Annotated in this window: 21 protein-coding genes; 6 read left to right on the top strand and 15 right to left on the bottom strand. The window is 40.5% G+C overall.

All coding sequences use genetic code 11. From position 1 onward, the window contains the following. Nucleotides 1–9 precede the first annotated feature (9 nt). From QZY95_RS04010 to QZY95_RS04055, 10 genes are all read right to left on the bottom strand, one after another. The gene (locus tag QZY95_RS04010; protein ID WP_290919604.1) at nt 10–1,710 is read right to left on the bottom strand and encodes a type II/IV secretion system protein; all 1,701 of its coding nucleotides are present in this window, start codon (nt 1,708–1,710) and stop codon (nt 10–12) included. Nucleotides 1,711–1,947: 237 nt separating this feature from the next. Beyond that, nucleotides 1,948–3,585, bottom strand: coding sequence for an AAA family ATPase (locus tag QZY95_RS04015; protein WP_290919606.1), 1,638 nt, complete (start codon nt 3,583–3,585; stop codon nt 1,948–1,950). Nucleotides 3,586–3,700: 115 nt separating this feature from the next. Then, a complete protein-coding gene (locus QZY95_RS04020; protein ID WP_290919608.1) occupies nt 3,701–5,365 on the bottom strand; it encodes a secretin N-terminal domain-containing protein in 1,665 nt (554 codons plus the stop codon). Next, nucleotides 5,365–5,907 (bottom strand): hypothetical protein, encoded by a 543-nt coding sequence (locus tag QZY95_RS04025; RefSeq protein WP_290919610.1) that lies wholly within the window; start codon nt 5,905–5,907, stop codon nt 5,365–5,367. Before QZY95_RS04025 ends, QZY95_RS04020 begins: the two co-directional genes overlap by 1 nt. Continuing rightward, on the bottom strand, nt 5,904–6,455 hold the full coding sequence (locus QZY95_RS04030; protein ID WP_290919612.1) for a hypothetical protein: 552 nt from the start codon (nt 6,453–6,455) through the stop codon (nt 5,904–5,906). The genes QZY95_RS04025 and QZY95_RS04030 overlap by 4 nt, the downstream gene beginning before the upstream one ends. Nucleotides 6,456–6,458: 3 nt before the next feature. Continuing rightward, complete coding sequence (locus tag QZY95_RS04035) at nt 6,459–8,234, bottom strand: hypothetical protein (RefSeq protein ID WP_290919614.1); 1,776 nt, start codon at nt 8,232–8,234, stop codon at nt 6,459–6,461. Nucleotides 8,235–8,636: 402 nt separating this feature from the next. Then, the gene (locus tag QZY95_RS04040) at nt 8,637–9,746 is read right to left on the bottom strand and encodes an alkene reductase (protein ID WP_290919616.1); all 1,110 of its coding nucleotides are present in this window, start codon (nt 9,744–9,746) and stop codon (nt 8,637–8,639) included. A 9-nt stretch (nt 9,747–9,755) separates the two neighbouring features. Beyond that, nucleotides 9,756–10,418 (bottom strand): NAD(P)H-dependent oxidoreductase, encoded by a 663-nt coding sequence (locus tag QZY95_RS04045; protein ID WP_290919618.1) that lies wholly within the window; start codon nt 10,416–10,418, stop codon nt 9,756–9,758. 13 nt (nt 10,419–10,431) lie between these two features. Continuing rightward, a complete protein-coding gene (locus tag QZY95_RS04050) occupies nt 10,432–10,719 on the bottom strand; it encodes a putative quinol monooxygenase (RefSeq protein ID WP_290919620.1) in 288 nt (95 codons plus the stop codon). 55 nt (nt 10,720–10,774) lie between these two features. Next, nucleotides 10,775–11,395 carry a GntR family transcriptional regulator gene (locus QZY95_RS04055; RefSeq protein ID WP_290919622.1) on the bottom strand — a complete coding sequence of 207 codons (621 nt, stop codon included), beginning with the start codon at nt 11,393–11,395 and terminating at the stop codon, nt 10,775–10,777. Between the two features lie 200 nt (nt 11,396–11,595). Between QZY95_RS04055 and QZY95_RS04060 the strand changes: the two genes are divergently transcribed. Then, nucleotides 11,596–12,054: a hypothetical protein gene (locus tag QZY95_RS04060; protein WP_290919624.1), complete on the top strand. Its 459-nt coding sequence runs from the start codon at nt 11,596–11,598 to the stop codon at nt 12,052–12,054. A gap of 34 nt (nt 12,055–12,088) precedes the next feature. After that, entirely contained in the window at nt 12,089–12,619 is a 531-nt protein-coding gene (locus tag QZY95_RS04065; protein ID WP_290919626.1) for a MerR family transcriptional regulator, read from the top strand. 82 nt (nt 12,620–12,701) lie between these two features. Here the strand turns inward: QZY95_RS04065 and QZY95_RS04070 are convergent, their stop codons facing one another. Next, nucleotides 12,702–13,667, bottom strand: a complete 966-nt coding sequence (locus QZY95_RS04070; RefSeq protein ID WP_290919628.1) for a calcium/sodium antiporter — start codon at nt 13,665–13,667, stop codon at nt 12,702–12,704. Between the two features lie 371 nt (nt 13,668–14,038). Here QZY95_RS04070 and QZY95_RS04075 point away from each other — a divergent pair, with 371 nt between their 5' ends. Further along, entirely contained in the window at nt 14,039–14,302 is a 264-nt protein-coding gene (locus tag QZY95_RS04075) for a hypothetical protein (protein ID WP_290919630.1), read from the top strand. A 60-nt stretch (nt 14,303–14,362) separates the two neighbouring features. Here QZY95_RS04075 and QZY95_RS04080 read toward each other — a convergent pair whose 3' ends face one another. Genes QZY95_RS04080 through QZY95_RS04090 form a run of 3 tightly spaced genes read right to left on the bottom strand, consistent with a single transcriptional unit; the run spans nt 14,363 to nt 16,253 of the window. Continuing rightward, nucleotides 14,363–14,860, bottom strand: a complete 498-nt coding sequence (locus QZY95_RS04080) for a phage holin family protein (protein ID WP_290919632.1) — start codon at nt 14,858–14,860, stop codon at nt 14,363–14,365. Nucleotides 14,861–14,869: 9 nt separating this feature from the next. Further along, complete coding sequence (locus QZY95_RS04085) at nt 14,870–15,169, bottom strand: hypothetical protein (RefSeq protein ID WP_290919634.1); 300 nt, start codon at nt 15,167–15,169, stop codon at nt 14,870–14,872. Between the two features lie 22 nt (nt 15,170–15,191). Then, nucleotides 15,192–16,253, bottom strand: coding sequence for an AI-2E family transporter (locus QZY95_RS04090; RefSeq protein WP_290919636.1), 1,062 nt, complete (start codon nt 16,251–16,253; stop codon nt 15,192–15,194). Nucleotides 16,254–16,680: 427 nt separating this feature from the next. On the opposite strand from QZY95_RS04090, the gene QZY95_RS04095 reads away from it, so the two are divergent. Both QZY95_RS04095 and QZY95_RS04100 read left to right on the top strand, forming a co-directional pair. After that, complete coding sequence (locus QZY95_RS04095) at nt 16,681–17,130, top strand: methylglyoxal synthase (protein WP_290919638.1); 450 nt, start codon at nt 16,681–16,683, stop codon at nt 17,128–17,130. 542 nt (nt 17,131–17,672) lie between these two features. After that, nucleotides 17,673–19,490, top strand: coding sequence for a methyl-accepting chemotaxis protein (locus QZY95_RS04100; RefSeq protein WP_290919640.1), 1,818 nt, complete (start codon nt 17,673–17,675; stop codon nt 19,488–19,490). A gap of 119 nt (nt 19,491–19,609) precedes the next feature. On the opposite strand, the gene QZY95_RS04105 is transcribed toward QZY95_RS04100, so the two are convergent. After that, nucleotides 19,610–21,214: a cation:proton antiporter family protein gene (locus QZY95_RS04105; RefSeq protein ID WP_290919642.1), complete on the bottom strand. Its 1,605-nt coding sequence runs from the start codon at nt 21,212–21,214 to the stop codon at nt 19,610–19,612. A gap of 255 nt (nt 21,215–21,469) precedes the next feature. Here QZY95_RS04105 and QZY95_RS04110 point away from each other — a divergent pair, with 255 nt between their 5' ends. Continuing rightward, nucleotides 21,470–22,558 carry an efflux RND transporter periplasmic adaptor subunit gene (locus tag QZY95_RS04110; protein ID WP_290919644.1) on the top strand — a complete coding sequence of 363 codons (1,089 nt, stop codon included), beginning with the start codon at nt 21,470–21,472 and terminating at the stop codon, nt 22,556–22,558. The last annotated feature ends 9 nt before the right edge of the window (nt 22,559–22,567 follow it).

Consider the following 22,567-nt stretch of genomic DNA (forward strand, 5'->3'; position numbering starts at 1 on the left):
GCTTCCTCCTTATCCTAAAACAATCGACATGGCTTCAGAAAGGGTCGTCAGCCCTTGGGCTGCTTTCTCAAATGCATCTACACGCATGAGTCGATGATCAAGGTTTTCAACAGCATGATTAGCTATTTCTTGTGAAGTCGCTTCCTTTAGTATGAGATGTCGTATTGAATCATCGATTTCAAGAACTTCAAAAACTGCGACACGGCCAGAATAGCCGGAATTGTGGCAATGACTGCATCCCACAGCTGACTTAAAAGTAGCTCCTTCAGGTATAGGCAGTTTCCAAAATTCCATTTCTTTGTCTGTCGGTGTATGTGGCTGAGCGCAATGTGTGCATAGCCGCCTGATAAGACGCTGCCCAATACAAACCTGAAGAACTGAAGCGGCAAGAAATGGCTCAACACCCATATCAACAAAACGTGTTGGCACGCCTGATGCGTCGTTTGTATGAACAGTAGAGAGAACAAGGTGACCAGTAAGCGCAGCCTGGGTGGCAATAGACGCTGTTTCTCCATCACGAATCTCACCAACAAGGACTGTATCAGGGTCCTGACGTAAGATTGAACGTAAGCCGCTGGCGAACGTCATGCCGGCTTTGGTATTCAGCTGTACCTGCCGAATCCCGTTAATGCGGTATTCAACAGGGTCTTCAAGTGTAATAATATTGACGTCAGGCTTATTGGTTTTACGTAAGATGGAGTAAAGGCTTGTTGATTTACCACTACCTGTTGGACCGGAAGAAATAATCAGCCCATATGGTAACTTGATAACACGTTCAATCTTATCTTGATCTTCGGCACATAAACCCAACTGATCCAGACTGATGCTTCCTGCACTGTGGTCTAACAGACGAAGAACAAGATTTTCGCCATAAATTGTAGGTAGGGCAGAGGCACGGACGTTGATATCACGATTTTCCATATGAATAGTAAATCGACCATCCTGAGGAACAAGGCTCGAGGATATATCCATTCCACTCATGATCTTAATGCGGGATATAATGTGTCCAAAAATATTTCGGGGCGGAGCGGGAAGTTCACGCAACTTACCATCAACCCTGATACGAAGTTGGATATACTCTTTTTCCGGACTGATATGGATATCACTGGCTTTCTCGCGAACGGCACGGTAGAGGATAGAGTTTACAACACGAATAATAGGTGCTTCATCAACGACTTCGCTATCAGAAATATTGATGGCGATATTGTCTTTATCCTCTGCTTCTTCAGCATCTATATCACCAACATTTTCGAATGTTTCTATTTTCTCTTCCCATTCTCCACCAAAAATAGCGTTATGCAATGCTTGCAACTCGTGTCGAGTACACATAACAGGGGCAACCTCGAGCCCTGTCGTTATCTCAAGTGTATCAATAAGGTCACAATCCCATGGATCAAGCGTTGCAACTGTTAACAGCCTATTTTTGCGGTTAAGAGGGATGACGCCGTTCTCTTTACTTTCCTGAGCATCAACCAGTCGTGCGATGTCCGTATCGTAGCTATGTTTTGCCGGGGAGTAGCGTGGAATTCTAAGCTGCTCGCTCACAAGATTAACTATATCTTCTTCACTGACTAAACCTTCGCGAACAAGATAATCGCCAAGCTTCATTTTATGCTTTGACTGAGCCGCAAGTGCTTCAGACAAAATCTCTTTTGTGATAAGTCCATTTTGAACCAAGAGCTCGCCAAGCTGAATTCTTTGCCGTTCCATAATGTTCCTTTATGCTGTCCTTACTAATCAGTGAGATACGAAACAATATCTATGCAAAAAGTAAACTGATTGAAATAAGGAAAGCTATACGTAAAGTGTGCGTCGTATAAAAAGGAAGACGAAGTATTTTCTTCACAAAGAATGGCTTAATAAAGCGGTGAAAAACATTTTGCTACAAAAATAAAGAGACATACACAACACTGTGCATGCCTCTCTATTAAGTACTGGTTATGGAGCTTATATTTTCCCGCAATAAAGTGTGTCTATCAGTGGGGATTCTACGATTGTAATTTCGTTCTGCATTGAATGCGGTAGCATTTGGAGTATTTTCTCTGCCTCTTCACGGTTTGAAAAAATTGTACGTAAGATTATTGGAAAATAAAGTCCCGATTCTGCATTCCAAACAGGAAGAATACGGAATGTGGCATAAAACTTATTTATGTTGGTTACGTTAAGAATTGCTTGAGAAAGATCTCGTTCTCTACCTATCTCAAGCCAATACTTCGGATTTTCATTACTTACAGGGTGCATGTTTAAGGCTGGAAGCAGTACTGGGGTGCTAGAAGAAATCACACTGGAATGTGAGATTTGAGGGTTCATACGCAACACTTCATGCAGAAGGTGCGTTGAATACTCTCCATACACATCCGTCAAAAGCTTATTTAAAGTATACCCTTCAGCTAATTGAACAGCACCAAGCACATTGGGAGGCACTGCCCGTTGCTGCGTACCAGATGAAATTTCATCTGAAACAATGGGTTGTGATGTTAAAGCTGATGAAGGAGTCTCACTAGTAAGAGACGCTAAAAAACTTGAAGAGTTTTCTAAAAATTCACTGAATTTTCTTTCTATCAGTTCTGTCGTGCGATTAACTGCTGCGGTTGTGCCTTTAGGTTCATAACTAATATGATCTTGTATTTCCTCAGTTAAAAGCAGTGAGCGAAGCGGTGCTAAAAAGTTCGTTCTCGGCACTGCAACAATGTAAACTGCACATGCCAGAAGGACAGCAGCTGTTGTGAGCTGTAGATACTGCAACCACTCTCTACCTGAAGAGCCGAATGAGTTCTCTTTTAAAACACTCTTTACAAGACGAGTTGTAGCATTTGTCGTTTGAGCCGTTGTCAATCGCAGTATTACATGGTGACAGAGAGTTACAATCCGTCGAGGATATCCCTTGGTTACTCTAAAAATGGTAGAAAGAGCTCGTTTTGAAAAGTGGGGGTACTCCGGTCCCGTTGCTGCTCTGCGTAAACGAAATTGAATAAACTCTGCTGTTTCTTCTTTCGTTAACGGAGTAATCACAAGTAGCTTGTTAATACGATCTTTCAAATTGGGAACACAATTGAGCGTTTCAGTCAGCTCTTTTTGCCCAAAGATAATGATTTGTAATAACTTCTCTTTATTAGTCTCGTAATTTAGCAACTCACGAAGAACTTCGAGCATTTCTTCAGAAAGCTTCTGTCCTTCATCGATCACAAGGACAAGCAATTCATTTCTGTCTACTGTTCGTTTAAAGAGTACTGACTTAAGAATCTCTTTCAAATCACGCGGGTCACGATCAGGATGAGGGTGGCGGCTTGTAAAAAGAAAATGCAGTTCCTGAAGAAAAGATTTTGCAGAAGAAAAACCCGGATCAAGAATAAGCATTGCCTTAACCGACTCATCCGGAGCTAAACCTTGCAGCAACTTTCTGCAAATAGTTGTTTTACCGGTACCAATATCTCCAATCAAAACATGAAGCCCACGCTTTAAACGGATACCTATCTCAAGCCACTGCAATGCTTGCGCGTGCTGCTTTGAAGGGAAGAATAGTTCTGGATCCGGCGAGTTTGAAAATGGCTCGATATCCAGTTTTAGTGACTTGTAATAGTTCATAATGTACCTAATGAAAGTTGACTTTCTGCTAATTACGAATGTTTTACTACATAATACACTATTGCATGAGTATAATTTTACAAGTCGCCTTAATTTTACGCACTATTTTAGACTATTAGTATAGAAGGCTCCCAGATTTTGTAAACCGCTTCCTGCTTTCTCTGAGCTCTTTTTTACGTTCTTCTTTTTTGCGTGTCTCTTCGAGCTGGTCAGCAAGTTTCTTTTCACCTCGTTCCTGAAGAATTTGTTTTTCAATGTCTTCAAGAGTGACTTGCTTTTCGTTCGGCTTCCATTGAGGAAGAATCGTAGGCTGAATAAAGATAAGATACTCTTCCATTTTATCCGTATCATCCTGACCGGCGAACATTCTGCCTATACCGGGTATATCTTGAACATACGGTATCCCTTCCCGGGATTTGGAAGATCGAGTTTTCGAAAGACCTGTGATAACAACCGTCTCACCATTCCGGACAATCAAGGTGGTCTCAGTATGTTTTTTAATAATATATGGGTTACCGGCTACATTTCGACTAGTATCCACTTCGTCTTTTTTAATCAGAATTTTTAGCCGCAATGTCTCATGATCAATTATGTGCGGAGTAATTTCCAGACGTAGCACTGCGTCCTGAAATTCAACGTTTGTCCCTGTATTTTCTGAAAAACTCTCATACGGAACACGTTCACCACTCTCTGTAAACGCAAGTTGATTATCCAGTGTGACGATTAATGGGCTAGATAGAATATTAATTTTATTATCTTCTTCTAAGGCTTTGAGCTGCAATTCAAGATAGTTTCCCGCTATTTCTCCACCAATAAGTGCCAAAGAAGTATTCGGTGCTTTACTAAAAAAGCTTGTCATGTCTGTAATAAGACCTTTTCCGCCAATCCCGGTCCCTAAGTCTGGTTTGTCAGCTGTACCACCGCCAATAGACGTAAAGTTTTTATCAGAATAAAAACCACCCCATTGAGTACCCAATTCTCGAGCAGTCTCTTTTGTTGCTTCCACGATATGCGCCATCATACGCACTTGCTTACGGGGCTTATCGAGAACCTCAACCATTTTTCTAATTTTTTTAAGATCACTGGCAATTGCAGTCACAAGAATACTGTTTGTGTAAGGGTGCGCTTCAACAGACCCTCGGGTTGTTCCATTATCTTCTTTTGTGAGCAGTGGTCGAAGATTTTCCATAAGGGCTTTTGCATCAGCATATCGAACTCGAACAATACCGGTTTGCAGCTGCTCAACGCGAAGTTTAATAATCCCTTCGTGCCTGCGTTTGTTCTTAAGCGTCTCAATAACGACATTTTTTTGAATGTCAGTAGCAGTAACAATACGCAGAATATTACCTTCCCACTCATAACTCAGCCCGTTATTGGCTAATAAACTTTTTACAACCAAATCCCAGCGCTGATTCTGTACAGAAACAGTACTACTTCCCTGTACTGTTGGACTGACCATAATTGGCTGATTAATTACACGTCCAAGAGTGGCAAGAATTACAGGTAATGGAGTGTCGTACATACGCAAAGAAATTAGAGTGCGAGGGAGCTCACGCTCTTTCTTAGGCGGGTCAATGTCAAACACCGCCTCTTGTTCGGCAAAAGTAACATCCTGTAAATCGCCAGGAGTTGATGGTGGAGTAGGAGAGTGCCCTTTAGTCTCTTCTGCGAGCCTCTGCCACTTTTCCATAAAGCGATCTACTTCTGTCTCTTCTTTAATCGGCGCACAGCCCCCCAAAAAGGAGAGCATAAGACACAAACTGACAAGAGTGCGTAGCATTAATTCGTTCCTTGTCTCTGAGGCGGAGCATTTTTCTGATCTAGCGGTTCCTGTTCGATCGGAATAACTATCAATCTAGGATCATCATCAGGGGAATCCAAATCCCGCAAGGTTACTTTATCTGTTTCTGTTTTTATAACTTTCAAATTTGTTTCTTCAAGAATTTCACCTTCAGCGTATTCGCGCTTGTTGATGATAGAGAAAATCTTATTACCAACCTTAACATACCCAGAATATATATATGCAGAATTACTTTCTATTTGCTGTTGTTCTGATGCAAAAAGCCCATCTTCTCGAATAAATTTTCTTTCTAAAAAGGGGTCATTTTTCCACGGAGAAAGAGCAATCGTCATTTGTTTATGTAGCGGCTCTGAGATACGACCTTCTTCAAGTTTTTTATTTATCGATTCAACGACAGAAGTTGCTACAGCATTTTTTGCCACTTGTTCATCGGTTGAAGGGCCAGACATAAATTCGATAATTACTATAATACCAGCAACTACAGTTAAATACAGTAATATTTTCTCTCGTGAGTATTTCATTGCTCTTTCCTTTTTTCATGAAGGGCAAAGCGCAACTGTAAAGAACAATAAACACCATCTGGATCAGCGATTGCGGCCATTTCTTCTATTGATACAAGTGTGGTCATCGCTGAAAGATTAATAATAAATTTCTGTAAATCTACATAACTTCCTCGAACATCGCACCCGACTTTGAAAGCATCACCCGACTTTGAAAATGAATCGGGGTAGGGAGTAATGTTAAAAGGCTCAACACCGGCAATAATCGCTTTCTTACCAATTATAGTAAGCAGTTCAGAAATATCAGCCGAAGGCCTTTGGCTAAATGTAATTTCCGGAGTTCCCTGAGGGAAAAGCATCGCTGTTTCCAATAAAATAGCCTTGTAAACAGGAGAGTAAAGCCGTTGCTCATCAAGAGTGGCTTCATATTCTACAAGTTCTTTTTTTAATGAAGCATGTTGTCCGGCCAGAGGGATTATACCAAGTAAAATCAACACAACACAGCTTACAGCACACGAAATAAAAATCGTTTTTCGAAGAGTAATTATCGTATCGCAAAATCTTTTCATAGCTTACTTCTCCTGCTTTGTTGTCTGTTCAACGGGAGAAATTGTGCAATGAAGCATAAAGTGAAGCACTGTTCCTAAATGTGGAATTTGTTTTTCCTCGCGCAATGTCACTGTCGGGACAGAAAAAAATTGATTCTGTCCCAATTTTGAAATGTACATGGCAAGAGAAGTATTAAACTCATGAGGTTCACCAATGACAATACCATCCAGTACGGCAGAATCAGCAGCAACCCTCTTGTTTTTTGACGTATAGGGAGTAGCACCCGCAATAAACTGTACTTCTAACAGTTTAACCTTTGAACTTTGTATAGTGTTTAATTCTGCCAATAATGCGGGAGCGATGATATTTTTCCCAATATCTTTCGCTTGTTTTCTACGCCGTTCTAACTCTGCCATTTTAGTCAACAATGTCTGTTGAGTGATAAGCGGCTTCATTTCTTCAATTTTTTCTTTTACCGATGTAATCGTGCCGGCAAGTTCACGATTAGAGGTAAATTGCCAAATGCAGCTGATAAATAAAAATAAAACTCCTGCAGCAAGAGCTCCAGTGGATACAAGATGTATCAAACGTTTTGTATTCAGCTTTCTCCGTACAGAAAAACTGTGCAGCAGGTTAATTCCATCGTTTCTTTCAATAAATAGTGTCGCATACAATAACGCGAACACAGCATCTGGGCGATTCTTGGCGTCAAGGTGTGTAAAAGGCAGGTTCACCGGTGCAGGGGTAGGTAGCGTAGCAGTCTCAATTCCTGTTTGACGGCTTATGAAATCTTTAAACTCTGTACTCCAACAGTAGTCACCAGCCAGATAAATTTTTTTAGGGGTAGATATGGATTTACTGCCAATATGCGAAATTGTTCGTTCAATCTGGCGTGCAAGCCTCAATGCAACAGGTTCTATAAGAGCAAAGATATCTTGAGAGTTATGTGGATAGGGCGAATACGAGACAGGGGAAAATTCTTCTTCACTATCTTCTTCATAGGGAGTGCCCTTTAATGGCTCAAGAAAACTGGAAATGCCTGTTCGTATGGTGCGAGTAAAAGCGAACTCATTATTTCCGAAGATAGAAATACTTGAAAACTCGTCATCAACATATAATGTGAGCAAGCTTTCTTCCACTTCAGGTAGGGCATTTACTGTAGCGTTCACCGCACATTGCTTTGCGATCATCCCCTTCAGAGAAAGACCGGCGCTTTTAAACAACTCTTTCATCCGATCAATTTCAGCATACGGTGCAACAGTCGCTTCAACTTGAAGCAGCGCCTTCTTCTTATTTAGTGATGGCTTCACCCTATAATCAATAAAGTGCGTCTTCTCATCAAGATCTCGTATTTGCGACTTTAGGAGCCAATACACTGCCTTATCCAATTGTGGTCCACGAGCAGCAGAGACTTCTATGAGAGTTTGGTGAAGCGAATCTAAAGGGAGCTGAACCCAAAGTTCAACACACTTACATCCGGCAGCACAGAACATGATTTTTTCACGTAAAAACTCAGCAAGTTTTTCGTCGTCATTACGGATTGAAGGAACAAGCGGAATAATAAAATGCTCGCACGAAGGATGGAGAGCTCTTTGTTCAACAGCAAGAATACACAAAGCTGTCTTGCGTATTTCAATAATCAACTTCGCGTACTTGAATGCCAATTGATAAAGATCAGCAGTAGAGGAGAGAGTACTTTCCATCAAAGGGGGAGTGTCTGGTTGAACACTCTTCTTTTGTTCTTTACTGCGAACAATATCTAGAAGCTGCTCAGTAGACGAAGGGCCTTGTTTGCTCATTCTGGATCCCTCCCCCCTAAAAAAAGTCCACAGTTAAAACGGCACATCTTTTACAATACGTTATAGTATGTTTATTTGATAATAACGCTTCAATTATAATCACATAATTTAGTGATGGTTAGATATTATGTGAGAAAGGAGCATTAAGATATTTTCATCCGATGTATCGGGTGAGAAGAAAATTATTTTCTTCCCATACTTGCAGTCTGCACCTAAAAAAAAATCCCTGTCATTTTGACAGGGATTTTTGGTGAAAGCATAGTGACATTCCACCACATAGTTTTATCCGATCACCTGATGAAAGGTGTCACTATACTCATCGTTATCCACAGATATACCATTCCAGCTTGCCGTTATGTAAAAGAGAGTGGTGAAAAAGCTCTTTAACCCAGCAGCAGTGGTTTAGTGGCTAAGAAAAGGGTAATCAGTATAGCCTTCGGCACCACCCCCACCAAATAGTGTGTGTGTATTTGTAATTTCATTCAAAGGAGTGCTGCGCCTTATCCTTTCAAGGTAATCTGGATTCGCAAGAATTTTGCGGCCAAAACCAATAAGATCAACAAGCCCGTTCTGGAGAAGATACTCACCTTCATCTGGTGTTTTATTCCCTGTGGCAATGATCATTCCGGCGTAAGCCGAGCGTAGCTCCTTGCGAAAATCTTCAGGAATTTCTGGTGCATCATCCCAATCAGCTTCACATAAATGAAGGTAGACGACGCCAAGTTCATTAAGTTTTTTGGCAGCAAACATAATAGTTTTCAAAATCTCTGGGTCATCCATATCTTTGAAACGGATAAATGGAGATAACCTTACGCCTACTTTTTCTTTTCCAACTTCTTTAATTACGGCTTCTGTAATTTCTTGTAGTAAACGAACTCTGTTTTCAATCGAGCCGCCGTATTGGTCTTTTCGCTTATTTGCGTTGCTGCGAAGAAATTGATCTATCAAATATCCGTTAGCAGCGTGAATTTCTACACCATCAAAGCCAGCAGCAAGTGCATTCTTCGCGCCCTGTGCAAAAGCTACAATAGTCGCATCAATATCGGCTTGTAGCATTTCCCTCGGCTCTTCTACTGGAATAAATGTAGCATCACCATTTGGTGCTCCGTCAAAAGTATACACTTGAGTATCTTTGGCTAGACAAGCACTTGGTGCGACCGGCTGCATACCATTAATTACTGAAGAGCTAACCCTGCCCACATGCCAAAGTTGAAGAAATGCTTTCCCACCATGATCATGGACTTTCTTTGTGACAAGCTTCCAGCCATCAATTTGTGGTTGAGTGAAAACGCCCGGGGTACGCGCATATCCCTGTCCCTGAAGTGAGACTTGCGTCGCTTCAGAAATGATCAGGCCAACAGAAGCACGTTGGGCATAATAGTCTGCCATGAGTTTATTTGGAATATTACCAGGCTCAGAACTGCGGGAACGTGTCATGGGAGCCATAACAATACGGTTTTCTAATGTAAGCTCACCAAGTTTTGTTTCGGACAATAGTTTTTCATAGCTCATAATAGCCTCCTATGAAATCCAAGTCGTAATGGAAGTTATAGGCTGTCGAGTTTTTCCTCGAGGATCAGCTTTTCTGTACCCAAGTGCGCATGCATGTCCGATGGTATACTTATCGAGATCAACATTGCACTCACCCGCAAGCATTGCATCGAATTGTTCACGATCAAATCCTTCGATAGGGCAGCTGTCGATTCCGATCATGGCAGCGGCAGTCATCATATTTGCGAGAGGGATGTACGTCTGATGGGCAGCCCAATCGGTCATGGCGCGCTCAGATTCGAATAGCTTAAAATCAGATTCCTGAAATTTTCTAAAGAAATTACTTTTCATTTCAACAACATCTTCTGGAAGCTTCTGAACAGAGCGCATGAAGTCTTGAATATATTCACTGTCATGGCGCATAAAAAAAGGTTTCTTAACAAGAGTAAAAATTACATGGCTTGCAGTTTTAAACTGGCGTTGTGCACCCCAGCTAAAAGGAATAAATTTTTCTAGTAACTCTTTGTTCTGAAGAATAAGGAAATGCCACGGTTCAAAACCAAATGAACTTGGAGAAAGCCTTCCGGTTTCTAAGATAAATTCAAAGTCATCCTGTGCAATATTTCTTGTTGAATCGAATTCTTTGCATGCATGACGGAACAAAAAAGCATCTAATATTTCATTTTTTTTCATGATATTCTCCAGCTTAATTTAGAGCATCGATTAAATGTACATCGAGATTAGCAAGTGTTTTTTCCGATACTGAAAGAAAATTCTGAAAATGCACAGACTCTTTGTGTTCTTCCAGCTTCTCTGCATTCTGCCATACTTCATAAATAAAAAAGCGGTCGCTTCTTTCTGTATCACAATGGACTGTATATGTAATGCAGCCTGCCTCTTTTATTGATTCAACCGCCAACGATAAAAGCTGCTCTCTAAGTTCTTCTTCAAATCCTTTGGCAGCGGTAATGTCTGCAATAATTCTTATTTCCATCAACGTGCTTCCTTCGATTATATATTATCGATAATTTATCTCAAAAAACGTCCTTTTAAACAAAGAAATAGTGAGCTTCTAAAGCCTTAATAGCCTGCTCAACGTTGTTATTTTTTAACGCCGTAATAATGGGTTCATGTAAGGGAAGGGCATCATCTAAAGAAATATCAAGTCCGTTTAACGTTTGCTTCATGTACAACGGGAGATGCAGAGATTCCCAAACTTCAAGCATTTTTCCATTCTTACTGGCTTGAACCAAACAGCGATGAAATGTGTTGTTATGCGTGATATATCCTTGAACATTCTCTTGGGCACAAGCGGACTGCATTCGCTTTAACGCTCGCTCTAAATTTTCAGCTACAACCTGAGGTTCATCCTTACAGTCCTTCAAAGAGGCGATTTCAAGAGCCTCGCGAACCTTATATGTTTCCTGTATTTCAGTTTTAGTAAACTCTTTAACACGAACCCCGACATTGGGGATATGTTCCAAATGTCCACTTGTTATTAGACACTGTATCGCTTCTCGAACCGGTGCCTGACTCACGTCCAGTGCTTTAGCAATAGGGATAATCTTCAGGCGTTCATTAGGTGAAAATTCTCCTGATACGATTTTATCGTAAAGAATATTTCTAACCTGTTCTTTAAGAGATTCTTTATTAATTCGCTTTGCGTTCATACGTCCCCCGTTGACTTTATATATTATCGATAATTATTACTGTCAACAAGCCATATGCTTTTTCAGTTAAAAATAACAATAACCACTTGAGATTTAGTTAAAAAAACATGCCACAGCACAAAATTATTTGACCTGTCTACAGGTGTCGGGTTGATACTCAAATAGTATCAAATCAAAAGACAATCGACAGGAGTATCAACATGCTTAACATCACCCATACAAAAAGCTTTACACTTAATGAACCGATAGAAATGGTTTTCCCACTATTCAGTGCAGAAGGAGAAACAAAATGGGTACCTAATTGGGATTACGAAAATATTATAGAATCAAATGAATTGCATGAAAACTATGTATTCTTAACTACCAATCATGATCATTCGACAACCAAGGCGATCTGGATTGTCAAACGCTACGATCCTGAACAGCATGTGATCCAATTTTACAAAGTAGAACCAGAACAAAAAGTTGGAATCATCTCTGTTAGCTGTAGTGCACTATCTAACTCAATCACTGAAATATCGGTAACCTACGAATATATTGGTATTAGCGATGAAGGGCGAAAGTTTATACATACGTTTACTTCAGAAGAATACGAAAAATTTATAGATGAATGGGAACAGCTTCTTACTGCTTATTTTAATACGACAAAACGAAGCTAACTAACTTTTAATTTTCTCTTAAACGATAATAACCATGCTAACAATATCTCGACTTGGCAAAAAGTTTAACATCTCGCGGTCAACGATTCTCTATTATGAAAGAGCAGGGTTACTGTTGCCTTCAAAACGCTCAGCAAATGGGTACCGATGGTATAATAGTGAACAAGTAGACATTCTTGAGTTGATATTGGCGTATCGCTCACTTGGTCTACCAATAGCAAAAATTGCAGATTTACTACGGCAAAAAGATCAATTGGTTCAAGAACAGATACTGTCAGAGCAATTTTTAGCATTGGAACGCGAGATACAAAAATTACGTTTGCAGCAAAGAGCAATTACAACACTTTTAGGCTCCGTTGAAACACTTCATGGAAAAATTTTTAACAAAGAACAATGGAGTCAAATTATGAAGGCAGCAGGATTAACAGAAAGAGATATGAAAAGATGGCATGCACAGTTCGAAAAAATGGAACCAGAAAGTCATCAGGCTTTTTTGGAGTCATTACATATCTCACCTGATGAAATAGCAAAAATCCGCAGCTGGTCAGATCTGGGTAACAACTAATTCTTATAGGTTATATTTCTTTACCATACGTAAAAAGGCAGCTGCATCTGCAGCTGCCTTTTTACGTACTTGATTTGAATTCTTAAAATGCTGTAGTAAGTAAATAGTAGGTATAACCTACATAGGACAAAAGGAGCAATAAGCCTTCTAGCCGATTAATTCGCCCCTGCCCTCGAAGGCCGTACCCGATAAGAAAAAGAGAAACTGTCAATACTGCCATCACAACAAAATCACGTAAAAAAACTTCAGGAGCGACATCCATTGGATGGATGACGCCTGCAATCCCGACTACAGCAAGCGTGTTAAAAAGGTTTGAACCAAGGACATTACCAAGAGCAATGTCATGTTCACCTTTTCGAACTGCAAGCAATGAAGAGGCCAGTTCTGGCAAAGAAGTACCAATTGCAACAACTGTCAAACCAATAATCAGGTCACTTACTCCAAAGTAGTGAGCTATTTCAACAGAACCCCATACAAGAATTCTAGAACTTACAATAAGCAAAAGTAAACCGGCTATCAGCCAAAACAACGCATTGGAAAGTGATTGCTTTTGCTCATGAAGTTGTTCCTCAATCTCAGCTCCAAGGGCATCATCTTTTTTTTGCATCCCTTGCTTTATGGTCCACCCCATGAGAACAGAAAAAAGTAGAAGTAATAAAAAAGCATCGATTCTTGTAATGTTCCCGCTCCATAATTGCCATCCGGCAAACAAAGTAACACCCGACAGGATAGGGAGTTCTTTACGAAGCACCTGAGAATGAAACGTAATAGGGCTAAGCAGCGCTGTTACGCCTAGAATTAATGCGATGTTGGTAATGTTGGAACCATACGCATTACCAAGAGCAATTCCCGGATTTCCCTGTAGCGCGGCAAGAGCCGAAACAACCATCTCAGGAGCCGAAGTACCGAAACCAACAATGACCATTCCAATTAATAACGGAGGCATACCAAAATGCCGAGCAGTTGCTGCAGCTCCGTCCACAAAACGGTCTGCACTCCATACAAGAAGTACTAAGCCTGCAACTACTGCAAAAAATGGTAACAGCATGTGCATATATCCTAAATAAACGTGTTGTTATTCTTAAAAAATGCTGGGTTGCTACATATGGCACCCAACAAGAATGTTGTTCAATCGAGAAAAACTATGAGATTGGCTGTGTTAAAATATTTTTAAAGAGATTTCTTCTAACAATGCTTGCAGGTCAAGCATAATTAATGTTTGATGTATAAACATTGTCTATTTTAGAGTGTAAAGACAAGGGATTCTGTTGGATAACATTATATACAAAAACATTTCTCAGGTATGGATATGGTAATTAATAATAACTTAAAAACATTACCATACGGTAAATAGATCTCGCCTTATCAGAAAATTCTATACGCCTTACATTTTGAACAGAAAAATAAGGAGACAAGGTCATGGAAGATGTAAAAAAAGTTCTTGCAGAAAAGAAAGCTCAAATTGAACAGCTCCGCGATGAAATTGCCCTTAAAGCTCATTTGGGAAAGGCTGAAGTAAAAACCGAATTAGAACGTCTTGAAAAAGACTGGAACTCCTTTGTCGTTAAATACAAACCCGTAGCAAAAGAGGCCGGGGAAACAGCGAAAAAAACCGGTACAGCACTTGGAGCTGCAGCTGATGAACTTAAGGCTGGATATGAACGTATTCGCAAAATGATGTAATCAATAAAAAGAGCGTGTTGCCTTAGCAGCACGCTCTTTTTATCATTTCATTGCCATTGCTCATTGCTTTTTGTGCTTTCCTTTCTGAGAAGTAGAAGCCAATAAGCCTAAAATTGGCAAAACGCTGCTTATGACTGAGGACGAACCACTTATTACAGCAGCTACATTTCCATAAATCTGTCGTACATCATCTGAGAGTTCTTCAACGTCCGTCTTAACTTTATCCAGATCAGCACTAAGTCCTTTCGCGGCAATTTCACGCACTTCAAGTATCATTTTTTCCTGTTCTGCATTGTTGCTTATTTTTTGCGAAACAATAAGCAGTATGACGGCAAGAAAAGCATCAATAAGGGCAACTTGAAATGCTGCCATTGTCGGCCCAAAGACCTTTGCTAAACCAAGATAGCTGGCAAAAGTGAACATCCCTATTGCAAGCAGAGCAAAAATGGCTGCTACAATTTTACATGCAGTCTGAGCAGCCATCCGTTTTACCTGTAAACGAAGCAGTGCAAGTTCCGACCGGAGCAAAATGTGGAGTTTGTTCATTGTATCAGCCATATTGTATTCCTATTTTGAAATTAACCGGCCAACAATAACGCCTACCACAAATGTAGCTGCTGCCGTCACGGCGTGATTTTTCTTAAGCTCTTTGTTAACCGTCTGGGCCACTTCATTCAATGTGTGACTTAATTGCTCTCTATCCGGTAGATGAGAACGTATGTATTCTTTGGAAAACCGTTTAGGCTCTTGATGCACAGCAGTTACCGACTCCTGCGCCTTTTGATCACGTGCTGCTTTCTTTGCTTCGCAAATTGCCAGCTGTGTTCGTAAATGATCAATCTCGTGTTGCAATTCATCGTGTGTCATTAGTGTGTTTCCTTTTAAGAGGTTATGCTTCGTGTTCTTCATGCTCCTCAGAAGTAACTTCTGATGGGGCAGAACCCAAAAGGACTGCTATCCACCTTGTCTGTGTATAGGCTTCAGCACCGTACTTAATTGTCATGGTTAACGGCACAGATAAGAGCATTCCAACCGGACCGAGTAACCAACCCCAAAAAATTAACGATAAAAAGACAGCAAGAGTCGATAAGCCAACACGTTGCCCCATCAACGCAGGCTCAACCATATTTCCAATAACAATATTCACAGTCAGATAAATAGCGATAACACTAACAACTTCAAATGAGCCAAGTTGTAATCCAGCCAAAAGCACAGCCGGAGCAGCAGCGATTACTGATCCAATATTAGGAATAAAGTTAAGCAAAAATGCAAGAAAACCCCATAGTGGAGCAAAATCAAGCCCAACAATAGTAAGCCCAACAGTAATAAAAAGCCCAGTAGCAAGGCTTGTTAAGGCTTTTAAAGAAATATACTGCTTTGTGCTTTCAAGAATGAAAGAGCACTTTTCGAGCAAAGAACTTTTTTCTGCTTTGTCAATGGATTGTAGCTTGAGTGGAAGGTAATGTGACTCCAGAAGCATGAAAAAAACAGTAAACATGATAAGAGCGACATTGCTTAACACCCGCCCGAGTCCTGTTATGAAAGAGTTTGCAAAACTCAACACGACATTGGGATTTAAAACTTCTGAAATACCTGAATCAAGTAGATCAATATTATGATTCTTCATCCAGATATCCACACTGCTCATAACACCTGAAAGTTGTTCCTGATATTTTGGAATCGCCTGACTGAACTGAGTTGCTGATTTGCCAAGAAAAAGGGCAACCCCAACTTCTAAGAATAACGCGATGATAACCACTGTGACCACAGCTAGAAAATGCGATAGTCCACATTTTCTAAGCCATCCAACTGGAACAGTAACAACAATGGTAATAAACATAGATAAAAGGAAGGGAATAACGATACCTTGAGCATATCGAGTTGCGAATAGAATTATCAAAATACAAGCGATAGTAACAACAGAGTCGCGTAGTCTAGAGTGGTGATCCATGCATCCTCCCTTAAGAAAATATTCCCAGTTTTGGGACAGTAATAAGTTATATGACGATGACGAGAAAAACTATTCCTTGATAATAGGCTCTGAAAAAGTAAAGCTGAGCCTAACAGTGTAATTTAATAGATTAAACAATAGAAAAATAACCTATCCACTTGGCGTATAACTTTATTTTTAAACGATAAAAGCCCAAGTTAATAATACCGGAAAAAGAATCAGTCTCTACCTGACTAATACTCATCTAACGTAGTCGAGTCATTAGCTGTTTTAGCATCAAAATTCGATACAGCTTCTAGTTGCGGGAAAAGAACTATCTTCACATCCCTGTAACAGTGTTTATCTATTGTTTGTTTTAAGAAAAACGAAAATATTGTGTGTAACGCAACAATTTTCATATCATATAACCCGAGAGGATTGAGAACTTATGGAATTGACAAAAAATATTGCCATTGTTGCTCATGATAACTGCAAAAAAACTATGCTCGAATTTGTTGACTGCCACTCAGATATTCTTCTTCAACATCATCTCTACGCTACAGGAACTACTGGCGGGCTTGTTGAGAAGATGTTGAAAGAAAAAGATGTATCCCCCAAAGATACAATTTTTGACGGGGTTAATAAAATGAAGTCGGGGCCTCTTGGAGGAGACCAGCAGTTAGGGGGACTAATCGCAGATGGTAAGATCGATGTACTTATCTTCTTCTGGGATCCAATGGAACCTCAACCTCACGATGTTGATGTAAAAGCACTGCTTAGACTTGCGGTTCTGTATAACATACCAACCGCAAGTAACAGATCTTCAGCAGATTTTCTTATATCATCGCCTTTGTTTTCAACGGAGTACGAAATTCAACCTTGTGCTTACGTAAAATAATGAAATGAATTAAATAGCAAAAAGGCCATCAGAGTGTTCTGATGGCCTTTTTTATTAACAAAAGCGTACTTATTTTTTCATTAACCAAATCTAAACGGGATAGAATCTACCTTGATTGCTACATTTGTTTATAAAAATTAAACTTAATTCACACTTCACCGATGAAACAAGGATGCTTGCGTTTTTAATGAACACGTATCCAAGGGGTAGAATGGTGAGTGTAAATTAGGCGCAATATTTGATAAACATTATCAATTTTTTGCACACTGCTATCAGAGAGGGGGGGGGAACTAAATATAAACTCTGTGCAGCCCGCACAATTCAATCGAAATTGTTCACGATGTCACCACTCAATTTGCACATCATGTTGTATTCTTAATTTGCACAGGTAGCGAGTACATACATCTTTGCCTGCGACAGAACGTTTTTATAAAGATAAAAACGTGTGCACATCTGTAGCAGCACAAAATGCACACTGTACCCGATGCCGCACTTGCAAATTAGATAATGAATTTCTAACGAAACACATAAGTGATATATCTATGCTGCGAAAGTTTAAAATTGCTACACGAATCCAAATCTTATTTGCTCTACTTCTCATTTCCTTAGGTGGATTGCTCGTAGAATACTGGCAAACTGCAAACATGTTAATGGACACAAGTTCCATTGAAGTTAACAAGCGGATGACAGTTCAAGAAGAAGAAAAAATTGCTGCCGCAACGACCATTCTTGCAAGCTCACTGGCTTCCTCTCTAGAAAATGTAACGAAGTTGGAAGAACAGCAGAAAATCATTCAAAAAGCATTTACCCGAATCAGGTTTGAAAAAGATAATTCAGGCTACTTTTATGCTTACAAGGGAACTACTTGTGTTGCCCATGGAGATAACAAATCCCTTATTGGAAAAAATCTTGATCAATTAAAAGGGCCGAATGGAACATATATCATTCGAAAGCTATGGGACATCGCTAAATCAGGAGGGGGAATCACTATTTTTGAATGGAACAAGCCAGGTGAAGGACTTCAGCCTAAAATTGGTTCAGCACAGTATATTGACGGTACAGATATCTGGATTGGAACAGGTATCTATCTTTCCAATATCAAAAAGAATCAAAAAGAATTTAAGACAACACTGATGAGTCTTGCCCGTCCGAGAATCATCTTTGTAGCGACATGCTTCGGCATATTCCTCATCGGCATCATGTTCTTATGCTTGTTTATCATCCAAAGTATTCTGCGCCCACTTTCTATCGTGACAAAAGGGGCAAAAGATATTGCCAACGGACAATTGGACGTACATGTGCCGACAGACGGTGCAGATGAGCTCTCTGAACTCGCAGCTGCAATGAATGTTATGTCAAAAGAACTTGTAACCGGTCACAATGATCTACAAAAAGCTACATCTGAAGCTAGAAATAAAGCACAAACTGCCTCAGAAGCACAAAGTGAAGCAGAGCAAAATAGGCGAAATCTGCAGACGTCATATGATGAAATTATTCGTACAGCTCATATGCTTGAACAGGCAGCTGTAGAAAGTAAAGGTATGATGGAAGTACTCTCTGGTCACATGAACACAGTCGGTGACAAATCCAGTGAGCAAACTAATCAAATGAATGAAGTCGATCACGCGATGGAAAACCTGCATCAGGCCGCTATTCTTATCAAAGAGCTTGCTAATCAGGCCATGTCTCAGGGGAAAAACGAACTAGAGACTGTCCGTGAAGGCTCTCAGATGATTGAAAAATCTCTTTCATCCATCAAAGACGTTCATAAAAAGGCTAACATGCTGCAGGAGCAAATGAGCCAACTTGATCGTCAGGCGGAATCGATCAACCAGGTAATGGTTGTTATTTCAGACATTGCAGATCAAACAAACCTACTTGCATTAAATGCCGCAATTGAAGCTGCAAGAGCAGGGGATGCGGGCAGAGGTTTTGCTGTTGTTGCGGATGAAGTAAGGAAGCTTGCTGAAAAAACGATGGAAGCTACAAAGAAAGTAGACATCACCATTTCCGGCATCCAGCAGGCTACGCAAGTTAACGCTCAAGATATGGATGGAATCGCTCAAGACATTACGGAAACAGCAAAGCTTGCCGAGAAGTCAGGTGAACGCTTTAAGGAGATAGCCTCAGGGGCTGAAACGACCTACGATCGTTCTCTCCAGATCTCTGAAGCTGCTGACAGGCAAGCAAATGAGTATGCACAGGTTTCCACTGCACTTGTCAAAATGGAAAATATTGTCTCAGAATCCAGTGAAGAAATTAATGGTGCCACACAAACCATTATAACACTCGAAAAAACGACTGAGACCATTACAAATGTAACTGAAGAATTACGCCACCACGCTAATACTACCCAGTAATTACCGGTTGGTTGAACTAGCTTTATAAGCAGTTCTTTGCGTTAAAAGTGGGTGCAAATCCTAATAAAAATCCCCCTTGCAATCGTTATATTGCAAGGGGGATTCCTTATTTCTGTCTATTAACTATAACCATTGGCATCACAAGACAAGTCATCAAGATATTTTTTAATTTCTAAAGCAAGCCCCACACCAATTTCATCATAAATATTAAAGGCAAAATCAGCACCACCTTCAAGTAACGGGGTTATTTCATCATCATGCTCTGTAATGGCTATAATTTTTGAAGTTGACCCTTTTTGCTTTGCCATCTCCATTGCATAAAGTTTTGCGTCAAGGTTAGGGATTGTAAGAACCCCTAATTCAACCGTCTCAAGGGGGACCATTCTTCTCCAAAAATCACCGTCTGTGATATCAGCATAAATCACTTCACGTCCCAATGCGTTATGCTTGTACACTTTTTCCTGATCAGCATCGACTCCCAGTACCACATTTCCAAGTTGATTACGTAACGCATCATAGGACTGCGTTCCAATCCGTCCCATACCAATAATAACGACCTGCCACGGAATAGCTAAGGAGATATGTTCTTCATCTGGATGTGATGTATCTGTTTCAAAACGTGTAAGCCAGCCTCTGAATTTTTCAAACATTTCTTCTGATTGAACATTTAATGGAGATGAAACAAGGAAAGATAAAGACAAAGAAAGTGCCATTACAACAAGCCACTTCATATCAAGCCAACCGTTAGAAACACCAATGGCACCGACGATCAGTCCAAATTCACTATAGTTTGTTAGATTCATCCCAGTGATGAAAGAGGCACGGGCACTCAAGTTGAACCGTGTCAGCAAGAAAAAGAACAGGATGCTCTTAAGCGGTATTAGCAGGACAAAAAAAGCGGCAACAAATAATGCCGGAAGATCTGGCAAACCAGCTAGACCGATACTTAAAAAAAAGCCGAGCAGCATAAAATCCTTAATACTCAGCAAGGAATCAGCAAGCTCCTGTGATCTAGGGTGCGTAGCAACTAGCATCCCCATAATTAATGCACCTAAATCTGCCTTTAATCCTACAAGTTCAAAAGAACCAGCTCCTACCGCAAGTGCTAATGCCATCCCGAACAGAACCTGCAACTCTCCATGCCCGGTATAATCTAGGATTAGCCGAGCGAAAAAACGGATTACTGGAAGAAGCGCGATAATACCAAATGCCCACAGTGTAGGGGTTTTGCCCGTTGAAAATGTAATAAAGAGAACAGCTAAAATATCTTGAATAATCAAAATACCAATAGCCGTTCGTCCTGTAAGGGCGTTTGTTAATCCGTTTTCCTGCATGATTTTCACAGCAAAAACGGTACTCGAAAAACTTAACGCAAAGCCAAGTAAAAGTGAGGTCTCAATCGTCAAACCTACAAAGAAATGAAAACCCGAATATGCCAGTAAATGTATGCAAAGCCCCATAAATAAGACTGTTATCGTCATATGAATAGTGCCAACAGCCCAAATTTCCGGTCGAAATAACTGTCTAATTTTTAACTTTAAACCAATTGTAAAGAGCAGGAGGGTGACACCAAGCTCGCCTATTTCATGAATATTCTCTGAGGCCGTAAACCCCATAGCTTTCAAAGTAAAACCTGCAACAAGAAAGCCTACCAACGCAGGAAGCCCAATACGATTTGCAAGTAGCCCTAAGAGAAAGGCAATAGAAAGAATTATCGGATCCATATTTTCCTCAACGAGTAGAGCAGATAGAGTAACAAGATAAAAATCCCACTATCTGCATAGAGTTTCTATGTATCTCAAAATAGACAGTGTTAATCATATCATATTTTTGCATCATAGTTGTCTAGAATAATCGCAAAAACTACCCCATATTAAAGAATATATAGTTGTTGCAAGGGTAGCACTTTGTTATTTTTAGATAATTGTATTTTTCTGCCTATACAAAAAATGAGCATCTTAACTACGTGAAGGTGAACCATGCGGATCCGCTCAATCATATTGGGACTAGCAGTACTGATTTTTGCCATCTTGCTTTTAAAAGGATGTGGCTCAGAAGAAGAATCAATTGCACCGCCCAAAAGGGTTATTGTCCACAAAGTGCCTGAAGCTCTTAAAGCACGCGTGTGGTCCACCTCGGGCACCGCTAAAGATGTTCTGGAAACGATTCTTTCCTTCCGAGTCGGTGGGATGATCATTTCATTGCCTGCTGATGTGGGGGAAAAAATGCAAACAGGGGATCTCGTTGCAGAACTAGATCCTACAGACTTCCAACTGGAAATGCGTGAAGCGAAAGCTTCGCTTCAAGATATTTTAGCCGAATTACGAAATGCTAAGCTTGACTACGACAGAAAAAAGAAACTTGTTCAACAAGATGTTATCAGTCAAAGCGAATATGATCTTGCAGCCTCATACCTAGACTCTATGAAAGCAAAGGCTGATGCACAACGTGAGCGCATTGCCATTGCAGAACGAAATCTTTCATACACTCGCCTTTATGTTCCAGAACCGGGAACCATCAGCTCAGTACCTGCTGAAGTGCATACAAACGTCGCTATCGGGGAACCAGTAGCAACTCTGAACTCAAGGGGATTGCTAGAGATGGAAGTGGGGGTTCCTGACAGGTTGATTGCGATGGTGACCTTGGGACAAAAGGTTACTATTCGCTTTGATGTCTTTCGAGGCACCAAGCTAAAGGGAACAGTTAAAGAAGTAGGGGTACGCTCAAATGAAACCTCAACATTCCCAGTAACAGTATCCATTGACACAAAAGATAAACGCATCAGATCCGGGATGGTCGGCGAGGTAACATTTAATTTCAAACAAGCAGTCAGTGGTGAAAATGTTGTTGTTCCATCTGCGGCAATAGCCGGACTTCCCAACGGAAAACAGTATGTTTGGGTTGTAGATACAAAAAACGACACCCTGCAGCGACGTATTGTCAAAACATTATTGACTGAACGCGGTGGAATTATTGTCACGACAGGTCTTAAACCTGGTGAACTGGTAGTAACAAGAGGGGTACATAGTGTTCAGGAAGGCCAGCATGTACGACCTGTGGAACAATAGGACGGATAC

This window comes from Halodesulfovibrio sp. (genome assembly GCF_015482765.1).
Taxonomy (GTDB): Bacteria; Desulfobacterota; Desulfovibrionia; order Desulfovibrionales; family Desulfovibrionaceae; genus Halodesulfovibrio.

Excerpts from the sequence above, each read along its gene's own strand:
- QZY95_RS04050 (WP_290919620.1), bottom strand. The coding sequence starts at position 10,719 with ATGGAAATAAGAATTATTGCAGACATTACCGCTGCCAAAGGATTTGAA.
- QZY95_RS04070 (WP_290919628.1), bottom strand. The coding sequence starts at position 13,667 with ATGCTGTTACCATTTTTTGCAGTAGTTGCAGGCTTAGTACTTCTTGTA.
- QZY95_RS04045 (WP_290919618.1), bottom strand. The coding sequence starts at position 10,418 with ATGAAAAAAAATGAAATATTAGATGCTTTTTTGTTCCGTCATGCATGC.
- QZY95_RS04015 (WP_290919606.1), bottom strand. The coding sequence starts at position 3,585 with ATGAACTATTACAAGTCACTAAAACTGGATATCGAGCCATTTTCAAAC.
- QZY95_RS04040 (WP_290919616.1), bottom strand. The coding sequence starts at position 9,746 with ATGAGCTATGAAAAACTATTGTCCGAAACAAAACTTGGTGAGCTTACA.
- QZY95_RS04105 (WP_290919642.1), bottom strand. The coding sequence starts at position 21,214 with ATGGATCCGATAATTCTTTCTATTGCCTTTCTCTTAGGGCTACTTGCA.
- QZY95_RS04035 (WP_290919614.1), bottom strand. The coding sequence starts at position 8,234 with ATGAGCAAACAAGGCCCTTCGTCTACTGAGCAGCTTCTAGATATTGTT.
- QZY95_RS04075 (WP_290919630.1), top strand. The coding sequence starts at position 14,039 with ATGGAAGATGTAAAAAAAGTTCTTGCAGAAAAGAAAGCTCAAATTGAA.
- QZY95_RS04090 (WP_290919636.1), bottom strand. The coding sequence starts at position 16,253 with ATGGATCACCACTCTAGACTACGCGACTCTGTTGTTACTATCGCTTGT.
- QZY95_RS04020 (WP_290919608.1), bottom strand. The coding sequence starts at position 5,365 with ATGCTACGCACTCTTGTCAGTTTGTGTCTTATGCTCTCCTTTTTGGGG.
- QZY95_RS04095 (WP_290919638.1), top strand. The coding sequence starts at position 16,681 with ATGGAATTGACAAAAAATATTGCCATTGTTGCTCATGATAACTGCAAA.
- QZY95_RS04030 (WP_290919612.1), bottom strand. The coding sequence starts at position 6,455 with ATGAAAAGATTTTGCGATACGATAATTACTCTTCGAAAAACGATTTTT.
- QZY95_RS04080 (WP_290919632.1), bottom strand. The coding sequence starts at position 14,860 with ATGGCTGATACAATGAACAAACTCCACATTTTGCTCCGGTCGGAACTT.
- QZY95_RS04110 (WP_290919644.1), top strand. The coding sequence starts at position 21,470 with ATGCGGATCCGCTCAATCATATTGGGACTAGCAGTACTGATTTTTGCC.
- QZY95_RS04060 (WP_290919624.1), top strand. The coding sequence starts at position 11,596 with ATGCTTAACATCACCCATACAAAAAGCTTTACACTTAATGAACCGATA.
- QZY95_RS04085 (WP_290919634.1), bottom strand. The coding sequence starts at position 15,169 with ATGACACACGATGAATTGCAACACGAGATTGATCATTTACGAACACAG.
- QZY95_RS04055 (WP_290919622.1), bottom strand. The coding sequence starts at position 11,395 with ATGAACGCAAAGCGAATTAATAAAGAATCTCTTAAAGAACAGGTTAGA.
- QZY95_RS04065 (WP_290919626.1), top strand. The coding sequence starts at position 12,089 with ATGCTAACAATATCTCGACTTGGCAAAAAGTTTAACATCTCGCGGTCA.
- QZY95_RS04100 (WP_290919640.1), top strand. The coding sequence starts at position 17,673 with ATGCTGCGAAAGTTTAAAATTGCTACACGAATCCAAATCTTATTTGCT.
- QZY95_RS04010 (WP_290919604.1), bottom strand. The coding sequence starts at position 1,710 with ATGGAACGGCAAAGAATTCAGCTTGGCGAGCTCTTGGTTCAAAATGGA.
- QZY95_RS04025 (WP_290919610.1), bottom strand. The coding sequence starts at position 5,907 with ATGAAATACTCACGAGAGAAAATATTACTGTATTTAACTGTAGTTGCT.